Raw genomic sequence first — 21918 nt, forward strand, 5'->3', positions numbered from 1 at the left:
ACAGACCCTCCACCGCCCGTCCGCATGACCTGCGGCATGATGCGAGGCGTGACCGGACGACTGATGCTCCTCGACACCGCCTCCCTCTACTTCCGCGCCTACTTCGGCGTGCCGGACTCCGTGAAGGCACCCGACGGCACCCCCGTGAACGCCGTGCGCGGACTCCTCGACTTCATCGACCGCCTGGTGAAGGACCACCGGCCCGACCACCTGGTCGCCTGCATGGACGCCGACTGGCGACCGGCGTGGCGGGTGGATCTGATCCCCACCTACAAGGCGCACCGCGTCGCCGGGGAGCAGGCATCGGGCCCCGACATCGAGGAGGTCCCCGACACCCTCTCGCCGCAGGTCCCGGTCATCGAGGCCGTCCTCGACGCGCTCGGCATCGCCCGCGTCGGCGTGGCGGAGTACGAGGCGGACGACGTCATCGGCACCTACACCGCGCGGGCGACGGGACCGGTCGACATCGTCACCGGCGACCGGGACCTCTACCAGCTCGTGGACGACGCGCGGGGCGTGCGCGTGCTGTACCCCCTCAAGGGCGTCGGCACCCTCGCGCTCACCGACGAGGCCGCGCTGCGGGAGAAGTACGGCGTAGACGGGCGCGGCTACGCCGATCTGGCGCTGCTGCGGGGCGACCCGAGCGACGGCCTGCCGGGCGTGGCGGGCATCGGCGAGAAGACGGCGGCCAAGCTGCTCGCCGAGTTCGGGGACCTGGCCGGGATCCAGGCGGCGGTCGACGACCCCCGGGCCAAGCTCACGCCCTCGCAGCGCAAGCGCCTGACCGAGGCGAAGCCGTATCTCGCCGTCGCCCCGAAGGTCGTCCGGGTCGCCGACGACGTGCCGCTGCCGGACGTCGGCACCGCGCTGCCGCGCACGCCCCGGGACGCCGCGGCACTGGACGGACTGGCGGCGCGCTGGGGGCTGGGCGGCTCGCTGCAGCGGTTGCTGGCGACGCTCTCCGCCTGAGCCGTGCCCACCGGGCGGGCAGGGCTCGCCCGGTGAATCGGAGTGCCACGGAGGGGAAGCCGTAACCTGCGCGCCGGAGGGGGCGTCGTGGAGTTCTTCGTCCATGACGCGGCAAGCGAGGCGGGGATGCTAACTTAGGTAAACCTAACTCAGGGAACCCCCACGCAGGGAGCAGGGAGGCCGTCATGGCAGACCGTCCGGGACGCAAGCCGCGCAAGCCGCACACCGCGCAGGTGGTGCGCACCGAGCGGCTCACCCCGCACATGCAGCGCGTGGTGCTCGGCGTCGGGGAACTGTCCGCCTTCTCGGCGGACACCTGCACCGACCACTACGTGAAGCTGCTGTTCCCGGCCGAGGGCGTGACCTACCCCGAGCCCTTCGACATGGAACGCATCCGCGAGGAGTTCCCGCGCGAGCACTGGCCGGTGACCCGGACCTACACGGTGCGCCATTGGGACGCCGAGCACCGCGAGCTGACGCTGGACTTCGTGGTCCACGGCGACGAGGGACTGGCCGGGCCCTGGGCCCGGCGCGTCCAGCCGGGCGAGACCGTGCGGTTCCTGGGTCCCGGCGGTGCCTACGCCCCCGATCCCGCCGCCGACTGGCACCTGCTCGCCGGTGACGAGAGCGCCCTGCCCGCGATCGCCCGGTCGCTGGAGGCGCTGCCCGACGGTGCCCGCGCCTTCGCCTTCGTCGAGGTCGACGGCCCCCAGGAGGAGCAGAAGATCGACTCCGACGTGGAGGTGGTCTGGCTGCACCGCGACGGCCGCCCGGTGGGCCGGGCCCTGGTCGAGGCCGTGCGCGGCCTGGACTTCCCCGAGGGCCGGGTGCACGCCTTCGTGCACGGCGAGGCGGCCTGCGTGAAGGAACTGCGCAAGCTGCTGCGGGTGGAGCGCGGGATTCCCCGCGAGGACCTCTCCATCTCCGGATACTGGCGCCTCGGCCACAACGAGGACGGCTGGCAGGCGTCGAAGCCGGAGTGGAACGCCCGCATCGAGGCCGAGCAGGAGGGCACCGCGTCGGCGGCGTAGCACTCCAGACCAGGGCTACGGCTACGACTACGGGCCTGGAGTCCGCGGGGCTCCGGGGCCCCGCTCAGTCGCCGCGTATCCGCGCGTGCAGGTGCATGTCGTGCCAGCCGTCGGCGTGCAGCAGGGCGCTGCGCTTGGTGCCCTCCAGGGCGAAGCCCGCCTTGGCGGCGACCCGGCAGGAGGCCTCGTTGGCGACCGCGTGGGACAGTTCCAGACGCTGGAAGCCGATGTCGTCCAGGGCCCAGCGGGCCAGCGTCCGCGTGGCACGGGCGGCGACGCCCCGGCCGCGGGCCGCCGCCGTGGTCCAGTAGGCGACCTCGGCGACCCCGTCGCCCAGCTCCACCTGCCGCAGCGCCACCCGGCCGAGGAGGCGGTCGCCGGCCGCGTCGACGACGGCCCACTGGACGTTCCGCTCCTGCTCCCAGCCCCGCTGCCACTCGGCGATCCAGCCGCGCACCTCCTCCTCGGAGTCGGCGGCGCGGATGTGCCACCGGTGCATCACCGGGTCCTGGAAGGCGGCGTGGACGGCGGGTGCGTCCGCCGTGCGCCACGGGCGCAGCAGCAGCCCGTCGCCGGTGGGGAGCGTGGGCTGCGGGGTGCGGGAGAGGGTGCCCGGGGGCAGGACCGGGCTCGTCAGGTAGGGCATGCCCGCATCCTGCCAACGGGTGCGGCCGGCGGCCCAGCGGATTTCGTAGGCTGGCAGGCGATGAGACGCCGCACCGCTCCCCCGCCCTCACCCCTTGCCCAGCGCGACGGGGTCGACGCGGTGCGGGTGCGGCTGCCCGCGGGCGGGGCGTGGGCCACGGTGCGGGAACACCTGACGGAGCGGCTGTCCGGCGCCGGGCCGGGGATGGTCGACGGCATGTTCGAGAGCGGGCTGATCGTGGGCGCGGACGGGCGGCCGGTGCCGGGCGACGCCCCCTACGAGGGCGGGATGTACGTGTGGTTCCACCGGGAGCTGCCCGCCGAGGTGCCGGTGCCGTTCCCGCTGGAGACCGTGTACCGCGACGAGCACATCGTCGTCGTCGACAAGCCGCACTTCCTGGCCACCACCCCGCGCGGCGGCCACGTCGCCGAGACCGCGCTCGCCCGGCTCCGCCGCGAGCTGGAGGTCCCGTCCCTCGGCGCCGCGCACCGCCTGGACCGGCTCACCGCGGGACTGGTCCTGTTCACGGTGCGCCCCGAGGAGCGCGGCGCGTACCAGGGCCTGTTCCGCGACCGGCTGGTGCGCAAGGCGTACGAGGCCGTCGCCCCGTACGACCCCGCGCTCGCCCTGCCCCGGACCGTACGCAGCCGGATCGTGAAGGAACGCGGTGTCCTGGCCGCCCGGGAGGTCGAGGGCGAGCCGAACGCGGTGAGCCGCGTGGAGCTGATCGACCACCGCCCGGCCGGCGGCCCCGGGCTGGGCCGGTACCGGCTGGTGCCCCGCACCGGTCAGACCCACCAGCTGCGCGTCCACATGAACGCGCTCGGCCTGCCGATCCTCGGCGACCCCCTCTACCCCGAGGTCGCGCCGCCCGTGCCGGCCGGCGACTTCCGGCGCCCGCTGCAACTGCTGGCACGGGAGCTGGCGTTCACCGATCCGGTCACCGGGCGGGAGCACGTGTTCCGCAGCGCCCGGTCCCTGGGCGCCTGGACGGCGTACGACGACTGGGCGGCGTACGACGCCGGGCCAGGGCGTCAGTAGCCGCGCCACCAGAGCAGGAAGCGCTGCCAGGCACCGCGCGGACGGGGCGGTTGTGGCGCCGGTCCCGGCTGGGGCTGCGCGGCCGTGAACGAGACGGGCTCCGGCGGCCGCGCGGGGGCCTCGGGTTCGGGGCGCTCCTCCCGGCGGGGCATGCCGATGTGCCAGTCGGTCCGCTCCCCGGCGCCCGGGGCGTGACTCGGCTGCGACCTGATGTCCTGCTGTGCCTTGGGCTCGAACCGCACCGGCAGCTCCACCAGGTGCCGTGACGCGATGGACGACCGCCATGTCAGGTCGTCCTCGTCGCAGGCGAGCTGGACGTCGGGCAGCCGCATGAGCAGCGCGTCGATGCCGGCGTCGGCGATGGCCCGCCCGATGTCCTGGCCGGGGCATTCGTGCGGTCCGCCGCCGAAGGCGAGGTGGGCGCGGTTGCCCTGCATGCTCGCCTCCAGGTCGGGGCGGATGCGCGGGTCGACGTTGCCGGGCGCGATGCCCAGCAGCAGTCCGTCGCCCGCGCGGATGCGCTGCCCGCCCAGCTCGGTGTCCTGCTTGGCGAAGTAGGCGAAGACGGTGCTGAACGGCGGCTCGTCCCACAGGGACTGCTCGACCGCCTCGAACACCGGCATCTGCCCACCGCTGAGCTGGGCGCGGAAGCCCGGGTGGGTGAGAACCACGCGCAGTACGTTGCTGATGAGGTTGACGGTCGCCTCGTACGCCGCGAGGAGCACCAGCCGCAGGTGCTCCCTCACCTCGTCGTCGGTGAGCCCCGCCGGGTGGCTGACGAGCCGGCCGGCGATGTCGTCCCCGGGGCGGGCCCGGCGCTCGGCGGCGAGCCGGCCCAGGACGTCCATGAGGTGGGCGTGGCTGGCGAGCGCGGTCTCGGTGCCCTTGAGGGCGTCCCGCGCCGCCTCGACCATCCGGTCGTTGTACGCCTCCGGCATGCCGAGGAGGTGGCACATCACACCCATCGGCAGGTGCTCGGCGAACTGGCCGACCAGGTCGGCGCGGCCCTCCTCGCAGAACCTGTTGACGAGGCGCTGGGTGTACCGCTTGATGTGGCGGCGCAGCTCCCGGTAGTTGATGTCGGACATGGCGCTGGTGACCGCGCCGCGCAGCCGCTTGTGCTCCTCGCCCTCGGCGTGCGAGCAGATGGGCTGCCAGGCGATGTGCGGCATGAGCGGGTGGTCGGGCTTGACCATGCCCTCGTTGAGCGGGGTCCAGATGCGGCTGTCACGGCAGAACTGGGCGGGCGTGCTCACCATGTGCAGGTTCTCGGCGTGCCCGAGGACCACCCACACCGGTACGTCGTCGTGGAGCAGCGCCGGGGCCACCGGCCCGTGCTGCTCGCGCAGCCTCTCGTACAGCTCCTCCAGGTCCTCCGCCTCGTGCAGCCGGTGCAGTCCGCCCGGTCCGAGGCTGCCCGGCCCGGGGCTGCCCGGTACGAGGCCGTGCGCGGGGCAGCCGGGCGGTGGTTCGAGCAGGGGGTCGCCCGTGGAGGTGGGGGCGTGGCGTTCAGGCGTCACAGTGTCGCTCCGCAAGAAAGGGGGGTGCGGGCCGGGGGTCGTCCGGCCTCGACGGGTCAGGTGAGCGCGCCCTTCATGGCGAGGGAGTGCAGGAAGCGCATCAGGGTCAGCAGGACGTCCCGGCTGGAGGCGCGGCGCCGTACGTCGCAGTCGAGGATGGGGATCTCCTCGGACAGGTCGAGCGCGGTCCGCAGCTCCGCCATGGGGTAGCGGGGCGCGTCCGGGAAGGAGTTGACGGCGACCACGAAGGGCACGCCGCGCTCCTCCAGCCGGCCCATGACGTCGAAGCTGACCTCCAGGCGCCGGGTGTCGACGAGGACGACCGCGCCGAGGGCCCCCTCGAACAGCCCGTTCCACAGGAACCAGAAGCGCTCCTGTCCGGGCGTGCCGAAGAGGTACAGCACCAGTTCGTCGGTGATGCTGATGCGGCCGAAGTCCATGGCCACCGTGGTGGCGGTCTTGGAGGCGGAGCCGTAGTTGTCGTCGACGCCGATGCCGGCCTGGGTCATCGTCTCCTCGGTGGTCAGCGGTCTGATCTCGCTGACCGAGCCGACCATGGTGGTCTTGCCCACCCCGAAGCCGCCCACGATGACGATCTTCACGGCGGCCTCGGCCGTGTGCGGCAGCCGGTCCTCCGTCCGTGGGCCCGGGATCGTGTCAGAGTCGTTGAAGTCCATGCATCACCGCTTCGAGGAGGTTTCGGTCGGCGACCTTCTGGCGGACGATCGGGGCGCGGGCCTGCACCAGTTCCTTCGCCAGCAGGTCGGTGAGCAGCACGGTCAGCACGCTGAACGGCAGGCTCAGGTAGGCCGACAGCTCGGCCGCGGACAGGGGCGCGACGCACAGCCGCAGCACGGCCGCCTGTTCCGGGGTGGCGGACACCGGCGGCTCGGCGCGGGCCACGATCAGCGTCACCAGGTCGATGTCGGCCCGCTCACCGGCGTCGTCGCCGCCGATGACGAACAGCCGCTCGGGGTTGTGGCTCTCGCCCTCCTTGGCCGGGCCCAAGGCGGGTAACGGGGCGGGGGGCCGCTGCCCGGGGGATCGCCGCTGGCGCTGGGGAGGAGTCATACGGTCTGCCCGTTGCGCCTGGCGGGACTCGTCAGGTGGGGTCCGATCCGGGCGACCAGGTCGGCCATGCTCAGGCCCATCCGGCCGGGCTCGCAGCGGACGTCGGAGAGGACGGCGAGGTAGGCGTTGGGGCCGGCGGCCATCAGGTAGAAGTAGCCGCCGTTCATCTCGATCAGGACCATCTTCATGTCGCCGTCGCTGGTCGGGATCTCCTGGGCGACCGCGCCCGCCAGGCTCTGCAGGCCCGCGCAGGCGGCGGCGACCCGGTCGGCGGCGTCCGGGTCACCGGAGTAGCGGGCGATGCGCAGGCCGTCGGCGGACAGCACCACGATCATCTCGATGCCCGGAACACCGTCGTAGAGATCCTTGAGCATCCAGTCGAACTTGCCTTGCTGCTCGATCACTTGAGGTTCCCCTCGTCGTCGGCCGGGGCGTGGGCCGGCTCACTGCTGCTGGTCTGCTGGTGGGCCTGGGTGATGCCCGGGTACTGCTTGAGGCCCTCCCAGAAGGCGCCGATCCAGTGGCCCGGCGGGAGTTCCTCGGTCTTCTCCGGTTCGGGTTCCGGGGCGGGCGCCGGGACGCCGTTGCGGGCCCGCTCGGCGGCGAGGCGGGCCTCGCGCTCGGCGTCCTCCCGCTCCCACTTCGCCTGTTCGGCCAGGCGCTGGCTGAGCGGCATCTTGACCCGGCTGCGGCGCTGCGGGAGGCCGCCCGCCGTCCACTCGGTGACCTCCGGCACGTCGTCCTCGAAGGAGACGCCCGCCGGGATGCGGGGGCTGGTGGGGCGGCGCTTCTTGGGCTTGCGCTCGGGGCCGGGGAGGGCGTCCGGGCCCGGGGTGGGGATGGAGGTGGCGCCGATGCCGTGGGCGAGGCCGACGCCGGGCTCGGTGGTCATCATCTTGCTGGGCACGATGAGGATGGCCCGGACCCCGCCGTACGCCGAGGCGCGCAGCGCGACGTCCATGCCGAACTGGGTGCACAGCCGGCCGACCACGGACAGGCCCAGGCGCGGGTGCTGGGCGAGGTCCTGCACGTCGGTGCCGCGCTTGGCGTCCTCCAGCAGGCCCTCGATGCGGGCGCGGGACTCCTCGCTGAGGCTGACGCCGGCGTCCTCGATCTCGATGCAGACGCCGCTCTGCACCTCGGTCGCGGTGACGTGCACCTTGGCGCCGGGCGGCGAGTAGCGGGTGGCGTTGTCGAGGAGTTCCGCCGCGGCGTGGATGACCGGCTCGACGGCGGTTCCCTTGATGTTGACCTTGGCGATGGAGGCCAGGTTGATCCGGCCGTACTGCAGGATGCGGGACATCGCGCCGCGCAGCACGCTGTAGAGGGCGACCGGTTCGGGCCACTGCCGTCCGGGGCGGCCGCCACCGATGACGGAGATCGAGTCGGCGAGGCGGCCGATCAGCGCGGTGCCGTGGTCGATGCGCAGCAGGTCGTCGAAGACCTCGGGGTTGCGCCCGTGGTCCTCCTCCATCTCGCGGAGTTCCTTGTTCTGCTGGTGGACGATGGCCTGGACGCGGCGGGCGATGTCGACGAAGGAGCGCTCGGCGGACTCCCGCATGGAGTCCTCGTGGTCGACCATCTGGCAGACCATGCGGATCAGCTTGCGCTGGGGCTCGCCGAGTTCGGCGTAGGAGGGGTCCAGCTCACCGATGCGGCGCATCACCTCGGCGGGCGTGTGGCCCCGGCGCATGAAGTCCAGCGCGTTGGGGATGACTTCGCCGCCGAGCCGGACCATCTCGTCGTAGTGGCTCGCGGCCCGGCGTTCCAGATACGCGCTGCTGCGGGCGTGCTCTTCGCGCATCACCCGCATCTCACGGCCGCGGCGCACCACTTCGGCGCCCGCGAGGCTCACCAGCAGGGTGGCGAGGGCGCCGCACAGGCCGACGGCGAGCCGGGCCGGTTCCGTCACGAGGGCGACGGCGGCCCCGGTGGCCGCGGCCATCAGTATGGCCGGCAGCAACAGCGTGCGCGCGTAGGGAAGTTCGCGGCGCCCTGGAGGGGAATCAACACTCACCATGTAGGCCCTCTGAAAACGAATCGGCGGGGATGGGGGAGCTTGCGGTGGGGTATCTCTGGGAGTTGTCGGGATCTTCGGCGCGTTAGGAACAAACGCGCGATTTCACCTCAACTCGGTGCGCTGCGGGCGAGCTTAGTCCGAGCGGATCATCGCCGTGTCATATTCAGCAAGCGCCTGAAACGGGCGCGGGGGCTGGAGTAACCTCGGACACATTTGCACGCAGTGGAATCGTTCGAACACAAGCGGTAATTGCATGCGGGCGTTCGAAACCCACGCAGCAGGAAGGCCCGGCGGTGGAACCGCCGGGCCTTCCTGACCGCGTGGGCTAGCCCACCGACGAGTAGGCGACCACTCCGCGCAGCAGCCCGTCGACCGCCTTGCGCGCGTTCTTCGGGACCGTCGACCCCTCCCCCGGCGCGGCGGCCGCGACCTGGCCGAGGACGTCGATGACCTGCTTGCACCAGCGCACGAAGTCGCCGGCCGGCATCTCCGCCTCGCGCAGCACCTCGTCGAGGCCCTTGCCGGAGGCCCACATGTACGCGGCCCAGGCGAAGCCGAGGTCGGGCTCGCGCTGGCCGACGCCCTCGGTCTGGCGGATCCGGAACTCCTCCTCCAGGGCGTCGAGCCGGCCCCAGATGCGGACGGTCTCGCCGAGCGCGGCCTTGGCCTTGCCCGAGGGCACCTTGGGGGCCATCGCGTCGTCGGCGACCCGGGACTCGTAGACCAGCGCCGAGACGCAGGCGGCGAGCTCGGCCGGGGACAGGCCCTCCCAGACGCCCTCGCGCAGGCACTCGCTGGCCAGCAGGTCCAGCTCGCCGTAGAGCCGCGCGAGGCGCTTGCCGTGCTCGGTGACCTCGTCGCCGCGCAGGTAGTCCATCTCCGTCAGCAGCGCCACGATCCGGTCGAAGGTGCGGGCGATGGTGTTCGTCCGGCCCTCGATGCGCCGCTCCAGCTGCGAGGTGTCGCGCAGCAGCCGGTGGTAGCGCTCGGCCCAGCGGGCGTGGTCCTCGCGGTCCTCGCAGCCGTGGCAGGGGTGCGCGCGCAGCGCCTTGCGCAGCCGGGCGATCTCCCGGTCGTCGGCGGCCTGGGCGCGCTTCTTGCGGGCCCGCTCCGGCGGGATGTGCCCGGCCTTGGTCCGCAGCGCGGAGGCGAGGTCGCGGCGGGACTGGGGCGAGCGCGGGTTGAAGGACTTCGGGATGCGCATCCGCTCCAGGGCCTCGACCGGCACCGGGAAGTCCATCGACGCGAGCCGCTTGACCTGCCGCTCGGCGGTGAGCACCAGCGGGCGGGGCCCGTCGTGGTGCTCGAAGCCGCGGTGGCCGTTGGACCGCCCGGCGGGCAGGCCCGGGTCCAGCACCAGGGCGAGGCCCGCGTACTTGCCGGTCGGCACGTGGATGACGTCGCCCGGCTTCAGCTTCTCCAGCGCCACGGCGGCCTCGGCGCGCCGCTGGTTGGCGCCCTGCCGGGCCAGTTCGTTCTCCCGGTCCTTCAGCTCGCGGCGCAGCCGCGCGTACTCCTCGAAGTCCCCGAGGTGGCAGGTCATGGAGGCCTTGTAGCCCTCCAGCCCCTCCTCGTTGCGCTGCACCTGCCGGGAGATGCCGACGACCGACTTGTCCGCCTGGAACTGCGCGAAGGAGGTCTCCAGCAGCTCCCGCGAGCGGTGCCGGCCGAACTGCTCGACCAGGTTGACCGCCATGTTGTACGACGGCCGGAAGCTGGAGCGCAGCGGGTACGTCCGGGTGCCGGCGAGCCCCGCGAGGTGTTCGGGGTTCATGCCGCGCTGCCACAGCACCACCGCGTGGCCCTCGACGTCGATGCCGCGCCGGCCGGCCCGGCCGGTGAGCTGGGTGTACTCGCCGGGGGTGATGTCGGCGTGCTGCTCGCCGTTCCACTTGACGAGCTTCTCCAGCACCACCGAGCGGGCGGGCATGTTGATGCCGAGGGCGAGGGTCTCGGTGGCGAAGACGGCCTTGACCAGCCCGCGGACGAAGAGCTCCTCGACGACCTCCTTGAAGGTCGGCAGCATGCCCGCGTGGTGGGCGGCGATGCCCCGCTCCAGGCCCTCCAGCCACTCGTAGTACCCGAGGACGTGCAGGTCCTCGGTGGGGATGGAGGCGGTGCGCTCCTCGACCAGGGCGCGGACCTTGTGCCGCGCCTCCTCGTCGTTGAGCCGCAGCCCGGCGTACAGGCACTGCTGCACGGCGGCCTCGCAGGCGGCCCGGCTGAAGATGAAGGTGATCGCGGGCAGCAGTCCCTCGGCGTCGAGCCGCTCTATGACCTCGGGCCGGCCGGGCGTCCACATGCGCGAGCGCTGTCTGCGCTCCCGCTCGCGGTCGGCCTCCCGCATGTGCCGGCCGCGCCGCCGGTCCTGGTACGAGGGGCGGCTGGCCTCCAGGCGGGCCATGCGCGTCAGGTCCGGGTTGACGGCCCTCTTGTGACCCTCGCCCTCCTCGAACAGGTCGTACATCCGGCGCCCGGCCAGCACGTGCTGGAACAGCGGCACGGGCCGGTGCTCGGAGACGATCACCTGGGTGTCGCCGCGCACGGTGTCGAGCCAGTCGCCGAACTCCTCCGCGTTGGACACGGTGGCCGAGAGTGACACCAGGGTCACGGACTCGGGGAGGTGGATGATCACTTCCTCCCAGACGGCGCCGCGGAAGCGGTCGGAGAGGTAGTGCACCTCGTCCATGACCACGTACCCGAGGCCCAGGAGGGTCTGCGAGCCCGCGTACAGCATGTTCCGCAGCACCTCGGTGGTCATCACGACCACCGGGGCGTCGGAGTTCACGCTGTTGTCGCCGGTGAGCAGGCCCACCTTGTCCGCGCCGTAGCGGCGGCACAGGTCGGCGTACTTCTGGTTCGACAGCGCCTTGATGGGCGTCGTGTAGAAGCACTTCTTGCCCTGCTGGAGGGCGAGGTGGACGGCGAACTCGCCGACGATCGTCTTGCCCGAACCGGTGGGCGCGGCCACCAGCACGCCCTTGCCGGTCTCGAGTGCCTGGCAGGCCTCGATCTGGAAGGGGTCGAGGCCGAAGTCGTACATCTCGCGGAACGAGGCGAGCGCGGTGGCCTGCTCGACAGCGCGTCGCCGCGCTGCCGCATACCGCTCGGCCGGGGAGAGATCCTCTGTCATCGTGCTTTCGAGCGTACCGGGCCGCACTGACAACAGGACGATCATTATCGGGATCGGCTCCGTGCGGCCCCTCCCGGGGGCGGCGACGCGTGTGCCGTCACCGCCCCGGTGTGCCTCAGGTCACGTCGTCGTAGCCGTTGACCCGGTCCTTCGTGGCCTGCTCGGGCAGGGCGCGGGCGGTGGTCACGGGCTCGATCTCGCCGATGTCCTCGGGCGTGAGGTCCAGCTCGGACGCCTCGTCGTCGTCGGGCTCGAGGGCCTCGCGACGGCTCCTGCGGCGGTCGTTCAGCAGGGAGATGGAGACCGCGGCGAAGTACAGCACCCAGATCGGCCCGGCCAGCATGACCATCGTCAAGGGGTCGGTGCTCGGCGTGGCGATCGCCGCGAACAGCGTGATGCCCATGATCATGGCACGCCACCAGCCGAGCATCCGCTTGCCGGTCAGCACTCCGGTGAGGTTGAGCATGACCAGCAGCAGGGGCAGTTCGAAGGAGAGGCCGAAGACGATCACCATGCGGGTGACGAGGTCGAGCAGCTCGTCCAGCGGCAGCAGGTTGTCGACGTTGCTCGGCGTGAACTCGATCAGCACCTTCGCCGAGGTGGGCAGCACCGCGTAGGCGAAGTAGGCACCGATGAGGAAGAGCGGCGCGCCGGTGGCGACGAACGCGTAGGCGTACTTCTTCTCGCTCTTGTGCAGGCCCGGGGCGACGAACGCCCACAGCTGGTAGAGCCAGACCGGGGAGGCCAGCACGATGCCGGCCGTCAGGGACACCTTCAGGGCCAGGGTGAAGGGACCGAGCAGACCGTTGAGGGTGATCTGCGCGCACGGCTCCGAGCCGGCCTCCGACCGGGCCAGCTCCGCGAACGACTTCTCGCAGCCGATCGACTCGAGGATCGGCTCCGTGAGGACGTTGATGATCTCCTCGTAGAAGAAGGCGGCGACGATCGTGACGGCGACGATGGCCAGCAGGGACTTCGCGAGCCGGTTGCGGAGCTCACGAAGGTGCTCCGCGAGAGGCATCCGCCCCTCGGGGTCCCTCTCCTTGTTGCGGGCAGACTTCAGCAACCCACGTTCCCATCTCGTGCGGCGGGCCGGAGGTCACCGGCCCTGCGTCAGCGCTTGGTCGTGTCCGTCGGCTCGGTGACCGGCCGGGAGCTGGTCACGTCGCCGGGGGCGGCCTGGATGGTGCGCTTCGCCGCGGACTGCTCGGGGCCCGGCGGATCGGCCGGAGCGGAGTCGTCGGACTTGCTCTCGCTCTTCATCGCCTTGGCCTCGCTCTTGAGGATGCGGGCGGACTTGCCCAGCGAGCGCGCCATGTCCGGAAGCTTCTTCGCGCCGAACAGCAGGATGATGACGACGAGGATGAGAATGATCTCGGGGGCGCCGAGCCTTCCGAACATAAGTCTTTACCTTCTCACCGAGGCGGCTGGGTGGGGGTGCTGTCCGACCGGTCGGACACACGTCCGATCGATCGTCTTGTGCAGCGATCGTAACGCTCAGGGGTGAACGTGAGGCAATCCCCGTGCGTACTCCCGTCCGCGGCCGGGCCTCGTTTTCCGGTCCGCGACGAGCAGCGTACCTTCAGCGACCTGTGACGTGACAGGGCGAAGTGCCCCGGGACGCGGGTCACAGCGCGTCCACGGCGCGGGTGGCGCTCTCGGTCGCGCGTTCCAGGTCCTCCGCGGCCCGGCTGATGCGGTGGGCCGAGTCCGTCACCTGCCGCCCCAGGCGCTGGGCCTCCACGAACACCTTCACGGCGAGCACCGCGAGGACGGCGAGAGACACAAAACCCACGGCAACCGCGAACATCGGCCAGAACATGACGTCGAGCCTAGACCGTGGAGTGCAGCCGGAGGGTCCTGACCCCGCCGCCCGTGAGCAGCTCCACGACCCGCTCCCCCGCCGGCTTGCGAACGGCGGAGCCGCACTCGGGGCACGTGAACGAGTAGAACGTGGTGCGGCTCGTGGCGCCGATCGCCAGGCGCAGGGCGCTCGCGGCGAGTTCGAACCGGCCGCGGCAGTCCGGGCAGCCGGCCTTGAACACGACCGGCGGGACGCGTCTCATGCCGGCGAACGCGGTCGCCGCCGTCATGCCCGCCGCACCCGGCCCCACGGAGTCGCTCACAGTTCTCGCTCCCGCCCCTCGCGCTCGTGCCGTCCCTCGCCCGTGCCGCCGGGCATCCCGGCCGCCTCGATCCCGTCGTACGCCGCCAGCGCCTCGCGGGCCGCCTGCCGGGCGCTGCCGGCGAGCTCCGGCGGCGAGACGATCCGGCCGTCGCGTCCCAGCCGCAGTGCCAGCCGCCGCAGCGAGGCCGGGTCGGGCGTGCGCAGGGTGATACGCAGTCCGCCGTCGGGGAGTTCATCGGCGCTGTCGTGCGGGTAGTACTCGGCGACCCAGCGTCCGCCGGGGCCGACCTCGATCACGACCTCGGGGTCCTCGGCGGCGGGCTGCACCAGCCCCTCCGACAGGTCCCGCAGCTCCACCTCGGGCGGCGCGGACGGCTCGTCCAGGATGCGGATCTCGGCGACCCGGTCGAGCCGGAAGGTGCGCCGCGCCTCGGAGCGGCGGCACCAGGCCTCCACGTAGGTGTGGCCGACGCTGACCAGGCGGATGGGGTCGATCTCGCGTTCGGTGACCTCGTCGCGGGCCGGCGAGTAGTAGCGGATCCACAGGCGGCGGCGCTCGGAGATCGCCCGGTCGACGTCGGCGAAGACACCGCCCTCGGACTCGAAGGTGACGGACAGCCGCGAGCTGGCGCCCGCGGCCTCGCCGGCCGAGGTCTCCACCTTGGCGGTGGCCCGCAGCAGCGCCTGCCGGTCGCTCTCCCGCAGCCCCGGCAGGGTCGCCACGGCCCGGGCGGCCACCAGCAGCGCGGTCGCCTCGTCGGCGGCCAGCCGCAGCGGCTCGGCGGCGTCCGCGCCCAGGGCGGCCGGATTGTGCCACCAGATGCGCTCGCCGTCGGTGTCGATGTCGAGGAGGTCGCCGCCCCGGAAGCTGGTGCCGCACATCGGCAGCACGTCGAGGTCGGAGACCAGCTCGTCCTCGGTGATGCCGAAGGCGCGCGCCACGTCCTCGACCCTGGCGCCGGGGCGCTCGCGCAGATACGTCACCAAGGACAGCATCCGCCGGGTCTGGTCGATGGCGTTCACGGGCCTGACCGGTTTGCCTGCCACTGTGTTGTCCGCTCCCCCTCAGCCCTTGGCCACGGCACGCAGCCGGTCCACCACGTCCGCGCGCAGCTCCGCCGGCTCCAGCACCACCACGTCCGGCCCGAACTCCACCAGCCAGGCGTCCAGACCGTGCCCGTACGGAATCTGCAACTCGTCCCAGCCGTCACCGAGTTCCCGCACCACGGTCGCCTTCGCCCGAAGGGGGTAGCCGGCGCCCGTGCGCAGCCGGATCAGCGCGGAACGGTCCGCGGTCTCCCCCGCCCAGCTCGCGACCGTCTCGCGGACGGTGACGACGTCGGGCACGGGCGCGGTGAACCGCGCCCCGCGCGAGCGCACCTTGCCCGTGATCCGGGACAGCCTGAAGACCCGCTCCGCCCCGCGGTCCCGGTCGAAGCCGGCCAGGTACCAGTGGCCGCGCCAGCACTCCAGCGCCCACGGCTCCACGTGCCGGGCCTCGGGCTGGGCGGCGTTGGCCTTGCGGTAGTCGAAGACGACCGGCCGGCGGTCGCGGCAGGCCAGCATCAGCGGCTCGAAGGCCGCCTCGTGCACCGGGATACGGGGCTCCAGCGCGCTGTGCGCCTCGTACGGGTCGACGTCCTCGGGCAGTCCGGCCGCGCGCAGCTTCTGCAGGGCGCCGCTGGCGGCACCGGCGAGCCGGGCCTGCTGCCACACCTTGGCGGCGAGTCCCAGCGCGGCGGCCTCCTCGGCGTCCAGGGTGATGGGCGGCAGACGGTTGCTGTCGCGGCGGGCCAGGTAGCCGACCTCTCCGTCGAGGCTCTCCACGGTCTCGATGACCAGGCCGAGCTCCCTGAGATCGTCCTTGTCCCGCTCGAACATGCGGTTGAAGGAGTCGTCGGAGCCCGCCTCCAGGTAGGCCTCGATGGACTGGCGCAGCTCACGCTTGCTGAGTGGCCGCCGCGTCCCCAGCAGACACAGCGCCAGGTTCATCAGCCGCTCGGCCTTGGCAATGGCCATCGACGCCCTTCTCCCTATGGTGCTTACGACGGATGACCGTACCGCCCCGCGGCGGCCCCGCAAAAGCCGAGGGCCCATGCCCGGACAGGCATGGACCCCAGGTGACCGGCTCTGATCGTTGTCCGCTCGGACTTCGGTCAGACTCCGAGCAGATCGACCACGAAGATCAGCGTGGAGCCGGGCGGGATCGCCGGGGTCGGGCTCTGGTTCCCGTAGGCGAGGTGGGCCGGGATGGTCAGCTGGCGACGGCCGCCGACCTTCATGCCCTGCACACCCTGGTCCCAGCCCTTGATGACACGGCCGCCACCGAGCGGGAAGCGGAACGGCGCACCGCGGTTCCAGCTGGCGTCGAACTCCTCGCCCGTGCTGAAGGTCACGCCCACGTAGTGGACGGTCACGGTCTGACCGGCCTCGGCAACCGGGCCGTCGCCCTCCCAGATGTCCTTGATCTCGAGGTCCGCCGGGGGCTCGCCGCCCGGGAAGTCGACCTCGGGCTTGTCGATGCTCACGTGTTCAGCTCCTGCTTGTCTGCGGAAAGGCAACGTCCCCAAGTCTTACATCCCCGGGCGTCACATCTTCGCGAGGATGTCCACGGAGAACACCAGCGTGGAGTCCTTCTCGATGCCGCTGCCCTGCGGCGGGTTGTCGCCGTAGCCCAGGTCCGGCGGGATGACGACGAGGACGCGGCTGCCGACCTTCTTGCCGGTCAGGCCCTGCGCCCAGCCCTTGACGACCTGCTGGAGCGAGAACGACGTCAGCTCCTTCCGGCCGTACGTCGAGTCGAACTCCTTGCCGCCGTCCCAGACCACGCCCTTGTACTGCACGAGCACGCTGTCCTGGGCGCCCACCTCCGCGCCGTCGCCCTCCAGGACGTACTCGGCGACGAGCTTCTTCGGCGCGTCGGCCTTCGGCACCTCGATGGAGGGCGCCTTGCCGTCGGTGTTGGTGCCGACCTTGGGCAGTGCGGCGTCGTCCTGGGCGGCCTCCTTGCCCTTTGCGGAGCTCTTGGCGTTGAACGTGTCCTGCACGTCCACGACGAAGACCAGCGTGTCGTCGCCCTTGATGCCCGCCTGCTCGTTGCCCTGCTCGCCGTACCCGTAGGCCGGGGGCACGGAGAACTGGACGCGGCTGCCGGTCTTCTTGCCGGCCAGCGCGTACCGCCAGCCGTCGATGATGCTGCCCTGGGAGAGCTGGATGATCAGGGGGGTCTTGCGGTCGTAGGAGTTGTCGAAGACCTTGGCGCTCGTCCACACCTGGCCCAGGTAGTTCGCCGACACGAAGTCGTTCTCCGCGACGGCCTTGCCGCCGCCGGCGATGACCGTCTTCACCGCGAGGTCCTTGGAGGGATCCCCGCTGCCCTTGGCGACGGTCGGCTTCTCGTCGAACTTCGTCCCCGCGGTGATCGGCGGCAGCGGGCCGTCGACGATCTTCGGGGCCGGCGGCGCCGACGTGCCCGACGCCTCCGGCGTCGCGCTGTCGCCCGCGCTGCTCGATCCGGAGTCTTCGTCGCCGCAGGCGGCGAGCGTGACCAGTCCTGCGGGGACGGCGATGAGGAGTGAGCGTCGGCGCACGGTGGGGGCCTCGTATCGGTGTCGGTCGGTGTTCATGTCATGAATGGCGTGCGCGCAACTCTACGGCGTGAGAAGGGCACCGTACGGCTAACGTACGGTGCCCCTGTGACGTTCCGCCCTTTCACGGGGGAAACATCCGTCTCACCCTTCCGCCGGGCTCACATCCCGGCGATCAGCTTCTCCACCCGGTCGTCCACCGAACGGAACGGGTCCTTGCACAACACCGTGCGCTGCGCCTGGTCGTTGAGCTTCAGGTGGACCCAGTCGACGGTGAAGTCCCGGCGCTGCTCCTGAGCACGCCGGATGAAGTCACCGCGCAGCCGCGCCCGAGTGGTCTGCGGCGGCACCGACTTGCCCTCGAAGATCTTCAGGTCGTTGGCGACCCGGGCGGCCTGGCCCTTCTTCTCCAGCAGGTAGTAGAGACCACGACGGCGGTGGATGTCGTGGTAGGCGAGGTCTATCTGCGCGACCCGCGGATGCGACATGGTCATGTTGTGCTTGGCCCGGTACCGCTCCAGCAGCTTGTACTTCATGACCCAGTCGATCTCGGTGTCGATGCGGTCGAGGTCCTCGGTCTCGATCGCCTCCAGGGTGCGGCCCCACAGCTCCAGCACCCGCTCCACCGTGCCCGTGCGGATGCCTCGGCGCTCGCAGAAGTCCACGGCCTTCTCGTAGTACTCCCGCTGCACCTCCAGGGCGGACGCCTCCCGGCCGCTGGCCAGGCGCACCTTGCGGCGTCCGGTGATGTCGTGGCTGACCTCGCGGATCGCCCGGATCGGGTTCTCCAGGGTGAGGTCGCGCATCACGGTGCCCGCCTCGATCATGCGCAGCACCAGGTCGGTGGCGCCGACCTTCAGCAGCATCGTCGTCTCGGACATGTTGGAGTCGCCGACGATGACGTGCAGGCGCCGGTAGCGCTCGGCGTCGGCGTGCGGCTCGTCGCGGGTGTTGATGATGGGCCGGGACCGCGTCGTCGCCGAGGAGACGCCCTCCCAGATGTGCTCGGCCCGCTGGCTGACGCAGTACACGGCACCACGCGGCGTCTGCAGCACCTTGCCCGCGCCGCACAGCAACTGCCTCGTCACCAGGAACGGGATGAGGATGTCCGCGAGCCGCGAGAACTCCCCGTGCCGGGCCACGAGGTAATTCTCGTGACAGCCGTAGGAGTTGCCCGCGGAGTCGGTGTTGTTCTTGAAGAGGTAGACGTCGCCCGCGATTCCCTCCTCGTGCAGGCGTCGTTCGGCGTCCACCAGGAGTCCCTCGAGAATGCGCTCGCCCGCCTTGTCGTGGGTGACGAGCTCGATCACGTTGTCGCATTCGGGTGTGGCGTATTCCGGATGCGATCCCACGTCGAGATAGAGGCGGGCCCCGTTGCGCAGAAAGACATTGCTGCTGCGGCCCCATGACACGACACGGCGGAAGAGGTACCGCGCCACCTCGTCAGGCGACAGGCGGCGCTGTCCCCTGAACGTGCACGTGACGCCGTACTCGTTCTCCAGCCCGAAAATGCGGCGGTCCATGACTGAACATTACGCCTGATGACCCGAACTGAAACGGGGTTCGACGGCACGGTTTGGATCATTTTCCGATGAAGCCGCAACCACCGCCGCCCGCACGGGAGCTGCGAGGACCCGCCCGGTGCACAGGAGCACGAGCAGCGACACACCGCCGGCCGCCGCGGGCACCGCGAACCCCCAAAGCGCCCCGCCGTGCTCCACCACCGGTCCCGCCAGGCCCGTCCCCACCGAGGCACCCACCGTGAAGGTCGTCACCAGCCACGAGAACGCCTCCGTCACCGTGCCCCGCGGCGCGTGCACGTCGACGAGGACGAACGCACAGGCGATGCACGGCGCCAGGAACACACCCGCGACCACCGTGAGCAGCACCATGGCCACCACACCCGGCATCAGCGTCAACGGCAGGTAACACACCGCCAGCAGAGCCACCAGCAGCCGCAGCCGCAGCGCCGGATCACCGCTCCACCGCCGCGCCCCGTACACGGCCCCGCCCACCAGCGCGCCGAACCCCAGCGCGGCCATCAGCCAGCCGTAGACGGCGTCACCCCCGTGCTCATCCGCGTACGGCACGGACGCCACCGTGATCGACCCGAGCGCCATCCCGATGAACAGGAAGGCACCCAGCAGCGCCAGCAGCCCCGACGAACGCAGGGCACCCAGCCAGTGCGCCTCGCGCGGCGCCGACCGCCACGCCCGCGAAGGCGGCGACACCACCACGGACAGCGCCCCGAGCACACCCACCGCGTTCAGCACGAGCAGCGCCACCTGCGGCGACCACAGCGACACGCACACCGTCACCAGCAACGGCCCGACCGTGAACATGACCTCCTGGGCCACGGCGTCCATCGCGTACGCCGTGTGCACCTGGTCCTCCTTGCGCAGCACGCTGGGCCACAACGCCCGCAGACCGCCCTCCAGCGGCGGCGTGAACAGCCCGGCCGCCCCCACGGCGAGGTACGCGACGGCGACCTGCCCGGTACCGGCGAAGGCGAAGACGCCCATGGCCAGCGCCGACAGCAGCGCGGCCGGCAACTGCACCCGCGGCTGCCCGTGCAGGTCCACCAGCCGCCCCAGCACGGGCTGGCCCACCGCGTTGGCGACGCCGTACACCGCGGCCAGCGCGCCCGCGAGGCTGTAAGAACCGCCCTCCGCGCGCACGAAGAGCACGACCGCGATCGCCGCCGTCGCGTTGGGCAGCCGCCCCACGAGCGTGCCGACGAGCAGCCGGACGGCGTGCCGCGCCCGAAGAATGTCCAGGTACCCGGCGACCACGACAGCCCCTTCCGAACGAGCCCCACGAGGTTTTACGTATAACGTGTCCGGTCATACGTACCATGGCGGCTGTTCGCGAGTCCAGACGACCAGACGAAAGCGCAGGCCGAACGGTGGCACCAGGCAGCACCCGTCCCACCAGCCGCGACGTCGCCCAGGCCGCGGGCGTCTCCCAGGCCGCCGTCTCCCTCGTCCTCGGCGGCAAATGGCGCGGCCGGGTCTCGGAACCCACCGCACAGCGCGTCCGCGACGCCGCACACCGGCTCGGCTACCGCCCCAACCTAGCCGCCCGCAACCTCCGCCTCGGCCGCACCCGCACGGTCCTGCTGGTCGTCCCCGCACTCACCACGGAATTCTTCGCGGAGGTCTACACCGGCGCCGCACGAGTCGCCGCCGAACACGGCTTCGGAGTCGTCCTCTACCCCTCCCCCGAAGGCGTCGGCCCCGCCAGAGACCCCTTCGCCTCCGCCCAGGCCGCCCTCGACGGCGTCATCGCCTCCTCCATGGCCGCCGACGCACTCACCGCCATCCGGGGCGACCAGCTCCCCCTCGTCATGCTCGACAGCGACCCCGAAGGCAGCCTCGGCGCCGCCACCGTCAACCTCGACATCACCGACGGCATCCGCCAGGTCGCCGAACACCTCCTGGACCTCGGCCACCGCCGCTTCCTGCACCTCGCCGCCGACGTACCGTCGTGGACCTTCGAGATCCGCGCCCGCGAACTGGCCGCACGCCTGGCGAACACGCCCGGCACCGACCTGCGCACCGCCCGCGCCCCCATCTCCATCGAAGGCGCCCTGACCGCCACCGAGGCCGCCCTCGCCGCTCCCGGACCCCGGCCCACCGCACTCGTCTGCGACGACGACAAACTCGCGGCCGGCGCATACAAGGCGGCGAGGCGGGCAGGGCTGCGCGTCCCGGACGACCTGTCCGTCACCGGCCTCGACGACCTCGGCCTCGCCACCGCCATCGACCCCGAGCTGACGACCGTACGTCTCGACGCCGAACTCTTCGGCGAACGCGGGATGCGGGCCCTGCTCGCCGTCATGGAGGGACAGATCCCCGAGGAGGGCGACATCCCGGTGCACCTGGTCGTACGTGGCTCCACGGCACCGCCTGCACAAACCTGAGCGGCGCCGGGGCACATGGCACCCGGCGCCGCTCGAAGGCTCTCGCGCAGCGGCTCCCCGCTACTTGTCGCCCTCGTCCTCGTCCGGCAGGGCCAGGTCTTCAGCATCGCCGCCGGCCCCGGCCCCGGCTCCCGCGCCCGAGTCCAGCAGGCGCGACAGCTGAGCCCCCACGATCCGCTTGAACTTCCGCTTCTGCGGCCGCGTACGGTCCAGCACCGCGACCTCCAGCCGCTCCGCCGGAATCTCCCGTTCACTGCCGTTGGTGTCCCGGGACAGGGCCTGCACCGCCAGCTTCAGCGCCTCGGCCAGCGTCATGTCGTCACGGTGCCGCTGATCCAGGAACCCGCTGATCTGCTCGGCGTTGCCCCCGACCGCGACCGAACCGTGCTCGTCCACGATCGAGCCGTCGTGCGGCAACCGGTAGATCTGGTCCCCGTCGGCACTCTCACCGACCTCGGCGACGACCAGCTCCACCTCGTACGGCTTCTCCGCCTGACTGGAGAAGATCGTGCCCAGCGTCTGCGCGTAGACGTTGGCCAGACCGCGAGCCGTCACGTCGTCCCGGTCATAGGTGTAACCACGCAGGTCGGCGTAGCGCACCCCGCCGATCCGCAGATTCTCGTACTCGTTGTACTTGCCGGCGGCCGCGAAGCCGATCCGGTCGTAGATCTCGCTGAACTTGTGCAGCGCACGGGACGGGTTCTCACCGACGAACACGATGCCGTCGGCATACTGCAGCACGACCAGGCTGCGGCCACGCGCGATGCCCTTGCGGGCGTACTCCGCCCGGTCCGCCATCGCCTGCTGGGGTGAGACATAGAACGGCGTCGACACCGGTTATCCGTCCCTT

The 21918-nt window shown here is 71.6% G+C and carries 22 protein-coding genes; 4 read left to right on the top strand and 18 right to left on the bottom strand.

Features of this window, described 5'->3' with window-relative positions; genetic code table 11:
* The first annotated feature begins 63 nt into the window (after positions 1-63).
* Both M6G08_RS32695 and M6G08_RS32700 read left to right on the top strand, forming a co-directional pair.
* On the top strand, positions 64-969 hold the full coding sequence (locus M6G08_RS32695; protein ID WP_272591496.1) for a 5'-3' exonuclease: 906 nt from the start codon (positions 64-66) through the stop codon (positions 967-969).
* A gap of 185 nt (positions 970-1154) precedes the next feature.
* Positions 1155-2000, top strand: a complete 846-nt coding sequence (locus M6G08_RS32700) for a siderophore-interacting protein (RefSeq protein ID WP_272590752.1) — start codon at positions 1155-1157, stop codon at positions 1998-2000.
* A gap of 64 nt (positions 2001-2064) precedes the next feature.
* On the opposite strand, the gene M6G08_RS32705 is transcribed toward M6G08_RS32700, so the two are convergent.
* Positions 2065-2646 (bottom strand): GNAT family N-acetyltransferase, encoded by a 582-nt coding sequence (locus tag M6G08_RS32705; protein WP_272590753.1) that lies wholly within the window; start codon positions 2644-2646, stop codon positions 2065-2067.
* Between the two features lie 60 nt (positions 2647-2706).
* Between M6G08_RS32705 and M6G08_RS32710 the strand changes: the two genes are divergently transcribed.
* A complete protein-coding gene (locus tag M6G08_RS32710; RefSeq protein WP_272590754.1) occupies positions 2707-3687 on the top strand; it encodes an RluA family pseudouridine synthase in 981 nt (326 codons plus the stop codon).
* Here the strand turns inward: M6G08_RS32710 and M6G08_RS32715 are convergent.
* The 16 genes from M6G08_RS32715 to M6G08_RS32790 all read right to left on the bottom strand — a co-directional run bounded on the left by M6G08_RS32715 (position 3681) and on the right by M6G08_RS32790 (position 19938).
* Positions 3681-5207, bottom strand: a complete 1527-nt coding sequence (locus M6G08_RS32715; RefSeq protein ID WP_272590755.1) for a cytochrome P450 — start codon at positions 5205-5207, stop codon at positions 3681-3683. The two genes, M6G08_RS32710 and M6G08_RS32715, sit on opposite strands and share 7 nt — an antisense overlap.
* A 56-nt stretch (positions 5208-5263) precedes the next feature.
* Positions 5264-5884 (bottom strand): GTP-binding protein, encoded by a 621-nt coding sequence (locus M6G08_RS32720; protein ID WP_272590756.1) that lies wholly within the window; start codon positions 5882-5884, stop codon positions 5264-5266.
* The gene (locus tag M6G08_RS32725; protein ID WP_272590757.1) at positions 5865-6278 is read right to left on the bottom strand and encodes a DUF742 domain-containing protein; all 414 of its coding nucleotides are present in this window, start codon (positions 6276-6278) and stop codon (positions 5865-5867) included. Before M6G08_RS32725 ends, M6G08_RS32720 begins: the two co-directional genes overlap by 20 nt.
* Positions 6275-6652: a roadblock/LC7 domain-containing protein gene (locus M6G08_RS32730; RefSeq protein WP_370466402.1), complete on the bottom strand. Its 378-nt coding sequence runs from the start codon at positions 6650-6652 to the stop codon at positions 6275-6277. Before M6G08_RS32730 ends, M6G08_RS32725 begins: the two co-directional genes overlap by 4 nt.
* Before the next feature lie 26 nt (positions 6653-6678).
* The gene (locus M6G08_RS32735; protein ID WP_272590758.1) at positions 6679-8298 is read right to left on the bottom strand and encodes a sensor histidine kinase; all 1620 of its coding nucleotides are present in this window, start codon (positions 8296-8298) and stop codon (positions 6679-6681) included.
* Positions 8299-8623: 325 nt separating this feature from the next.
* Complete coding sequence (locus M6G08_RS32740) at positions 8624-11476, bottom strand: DEAD/DEAH box helicase (RefSeq protein WP_272590759.1); 2853 nt, start codon at positions 11474-11476, stop codon at positions 8624-8626.
* A 70-nt stretch (positions 11477-11546) separates the two neighbouring features.
* On the bottom strand, positions 11547-12497 hold the full coding sequence (tatC, locus tag M6G08_RS32745) for a twin-arginine translocase subunit TatC (RefSeq protein ID WP_272590760.1): 951 nt from the start codon (positions 12495-12497) through the stop codon (positions 11547-11549).
* Between the two features lie 47 nt (positions 12498-12544).
* Positions 12545-12832, bottom strand: a complete 288-nt coding sequence (gene tatA, locus M6G08_RS32750) for a Sec-independent protein translocase subunit TatA (protein WP_272590761.1) — start codon at positions 12830-12832, stop codon at positions 12545-12547.
* Between the two features lie 226 nt (positions 12833-13058).
* Positions 13059-13253, bottom strand: coding sequence for a G protein-coupled receptor family protein (locus M6G08_RS32755; RefSeq protein ID WP_073730935.1), 195 nt, complete (start codon positions 13251-13253; stop codon positions 13059-13061).
* Between the two features lie 10 nt (positions 13254-13263).
* Entirely contained in the window at positions 13264-13524 is a 261-nt protein-coding gene (locus M6G08_RS32760; RefSeq protein ID WP_073731081.1) for a hypothetical protein, read from the bottom strand.
* A 29-nt stretch (positions 13525-13553) separates the two neighbouring features.
* Positions 13554-14606 (bottom strand): helix-turn-helix transcriptional regulator, encoded by a 1053-nt coding sequence (locus M6G08_RS32765; RefSeq protein ID WP_272590762.1) that lies wholly within the window; start codon positions 14604-14606, stop codon positions 13554-13556.
* An 18-nt stretch (positions 14607-14624) separates the two neighbouring features.
* On the bottom strand, positions 14625-15578 hold the full coding sequence (locus tag M6G08_RS32770; protein ID WP_073730937.1) for a helix-turn-helix transcriptional regulator: 954 nt from the start codon (positions 15576-15578) through the stop codon (positions 14625-14627).
* A 137-nt stretch (positions 15579-15715) separates the two neighbouring features.
* A complete protein-coding gene (locus M6G08_RS32775; RefSeq protein ID WP_059299658.1) occupies positions 15716-16087 on the bottom strand; it encodes an FKBP-type peptidyl-prolyl cis-trans isomerase in 372 nt (123 codons plus the stop codon).
* Positions 16088-16147: 60 nt separating this feature from the next.
* Positions 16148-17149 carry an FKBP-type peptidyl-prolyl cis-trans isomerase gene (locus M6G08_RS32780; protein ID WP_272591497.1) on the bottom strand — a complete coding sequence of 334 codons (1002 nt, stop codon included), beginning with the start codon at positions 17147-17149 and terminating at the stop codon, positions 16148-16150.
* Positions 17150-17307: 158 nt separating this feature from the next.
* On the bottom strand, positions 17308-18669 hold the full coding sequence (gene pafA, locus M6G08_RS32785) for a Pup--protein ligase (protein ID WP_217254760.1): 1362 nt from the start codon (positions 18667-18669) through the stop codon (positions 17308-17310).
* A gap of 9 nt (positions 18670-18678) precedes the next feature.
* Positions 18679-19938 carry an MFS transporter gene (locus tag M6G08_RS32790; protein WP_272590763.1) on the bottom strand — a complete coding sequence of 420 codons (1260 nt, stop codon included), beginning with the start codon at positions 19936-19938 and terminating at the stop codon, positions 18679-18681.
* A 113-nt stretch (positions 19939-20051) separates the two neighbouring features.
* Between M6G08_RS32790 and M6G08_RS32795 the strand changes: the two genes are divergently transcribed.
* Positions 20052-21068: a LacI family DNA-binding transcriptional regulator gene (locus M6G08_RS32795; RefSeq protein WP_272590764.1), complete on the top strand. Its 1017-nt coding sequence runs from the start codon at positions 20052-20054 to the stop codon at positions 21066-21068.
* Between the two features lie 60 nt (positions 21069-21128).
* On the opposite strand, the gene prcA is transcribed toward M6G08_RS32795, so the two are convergent.
* A complete protein-coding gene (gene prcA, locus M6G08_RS32800) occupies positions 21129-21902 on the bottom strand; it encodes a proteasome subunit alpha (protein ID WP_272590765.1) in 774 nt (257 codons plus the stop codon).
* Positions 21903-21918: the final 16 nt, after the last annotated feature.

This window comes from Streptomyces sp. M92 (genome assembly GCF_028473745.1).
Taxonomy (GTDB): domain Bacteria; phylum Actinomycetota; class Actinomycetes; order Streptomycetales; family Streptomycetaceae; genus Streptomyces.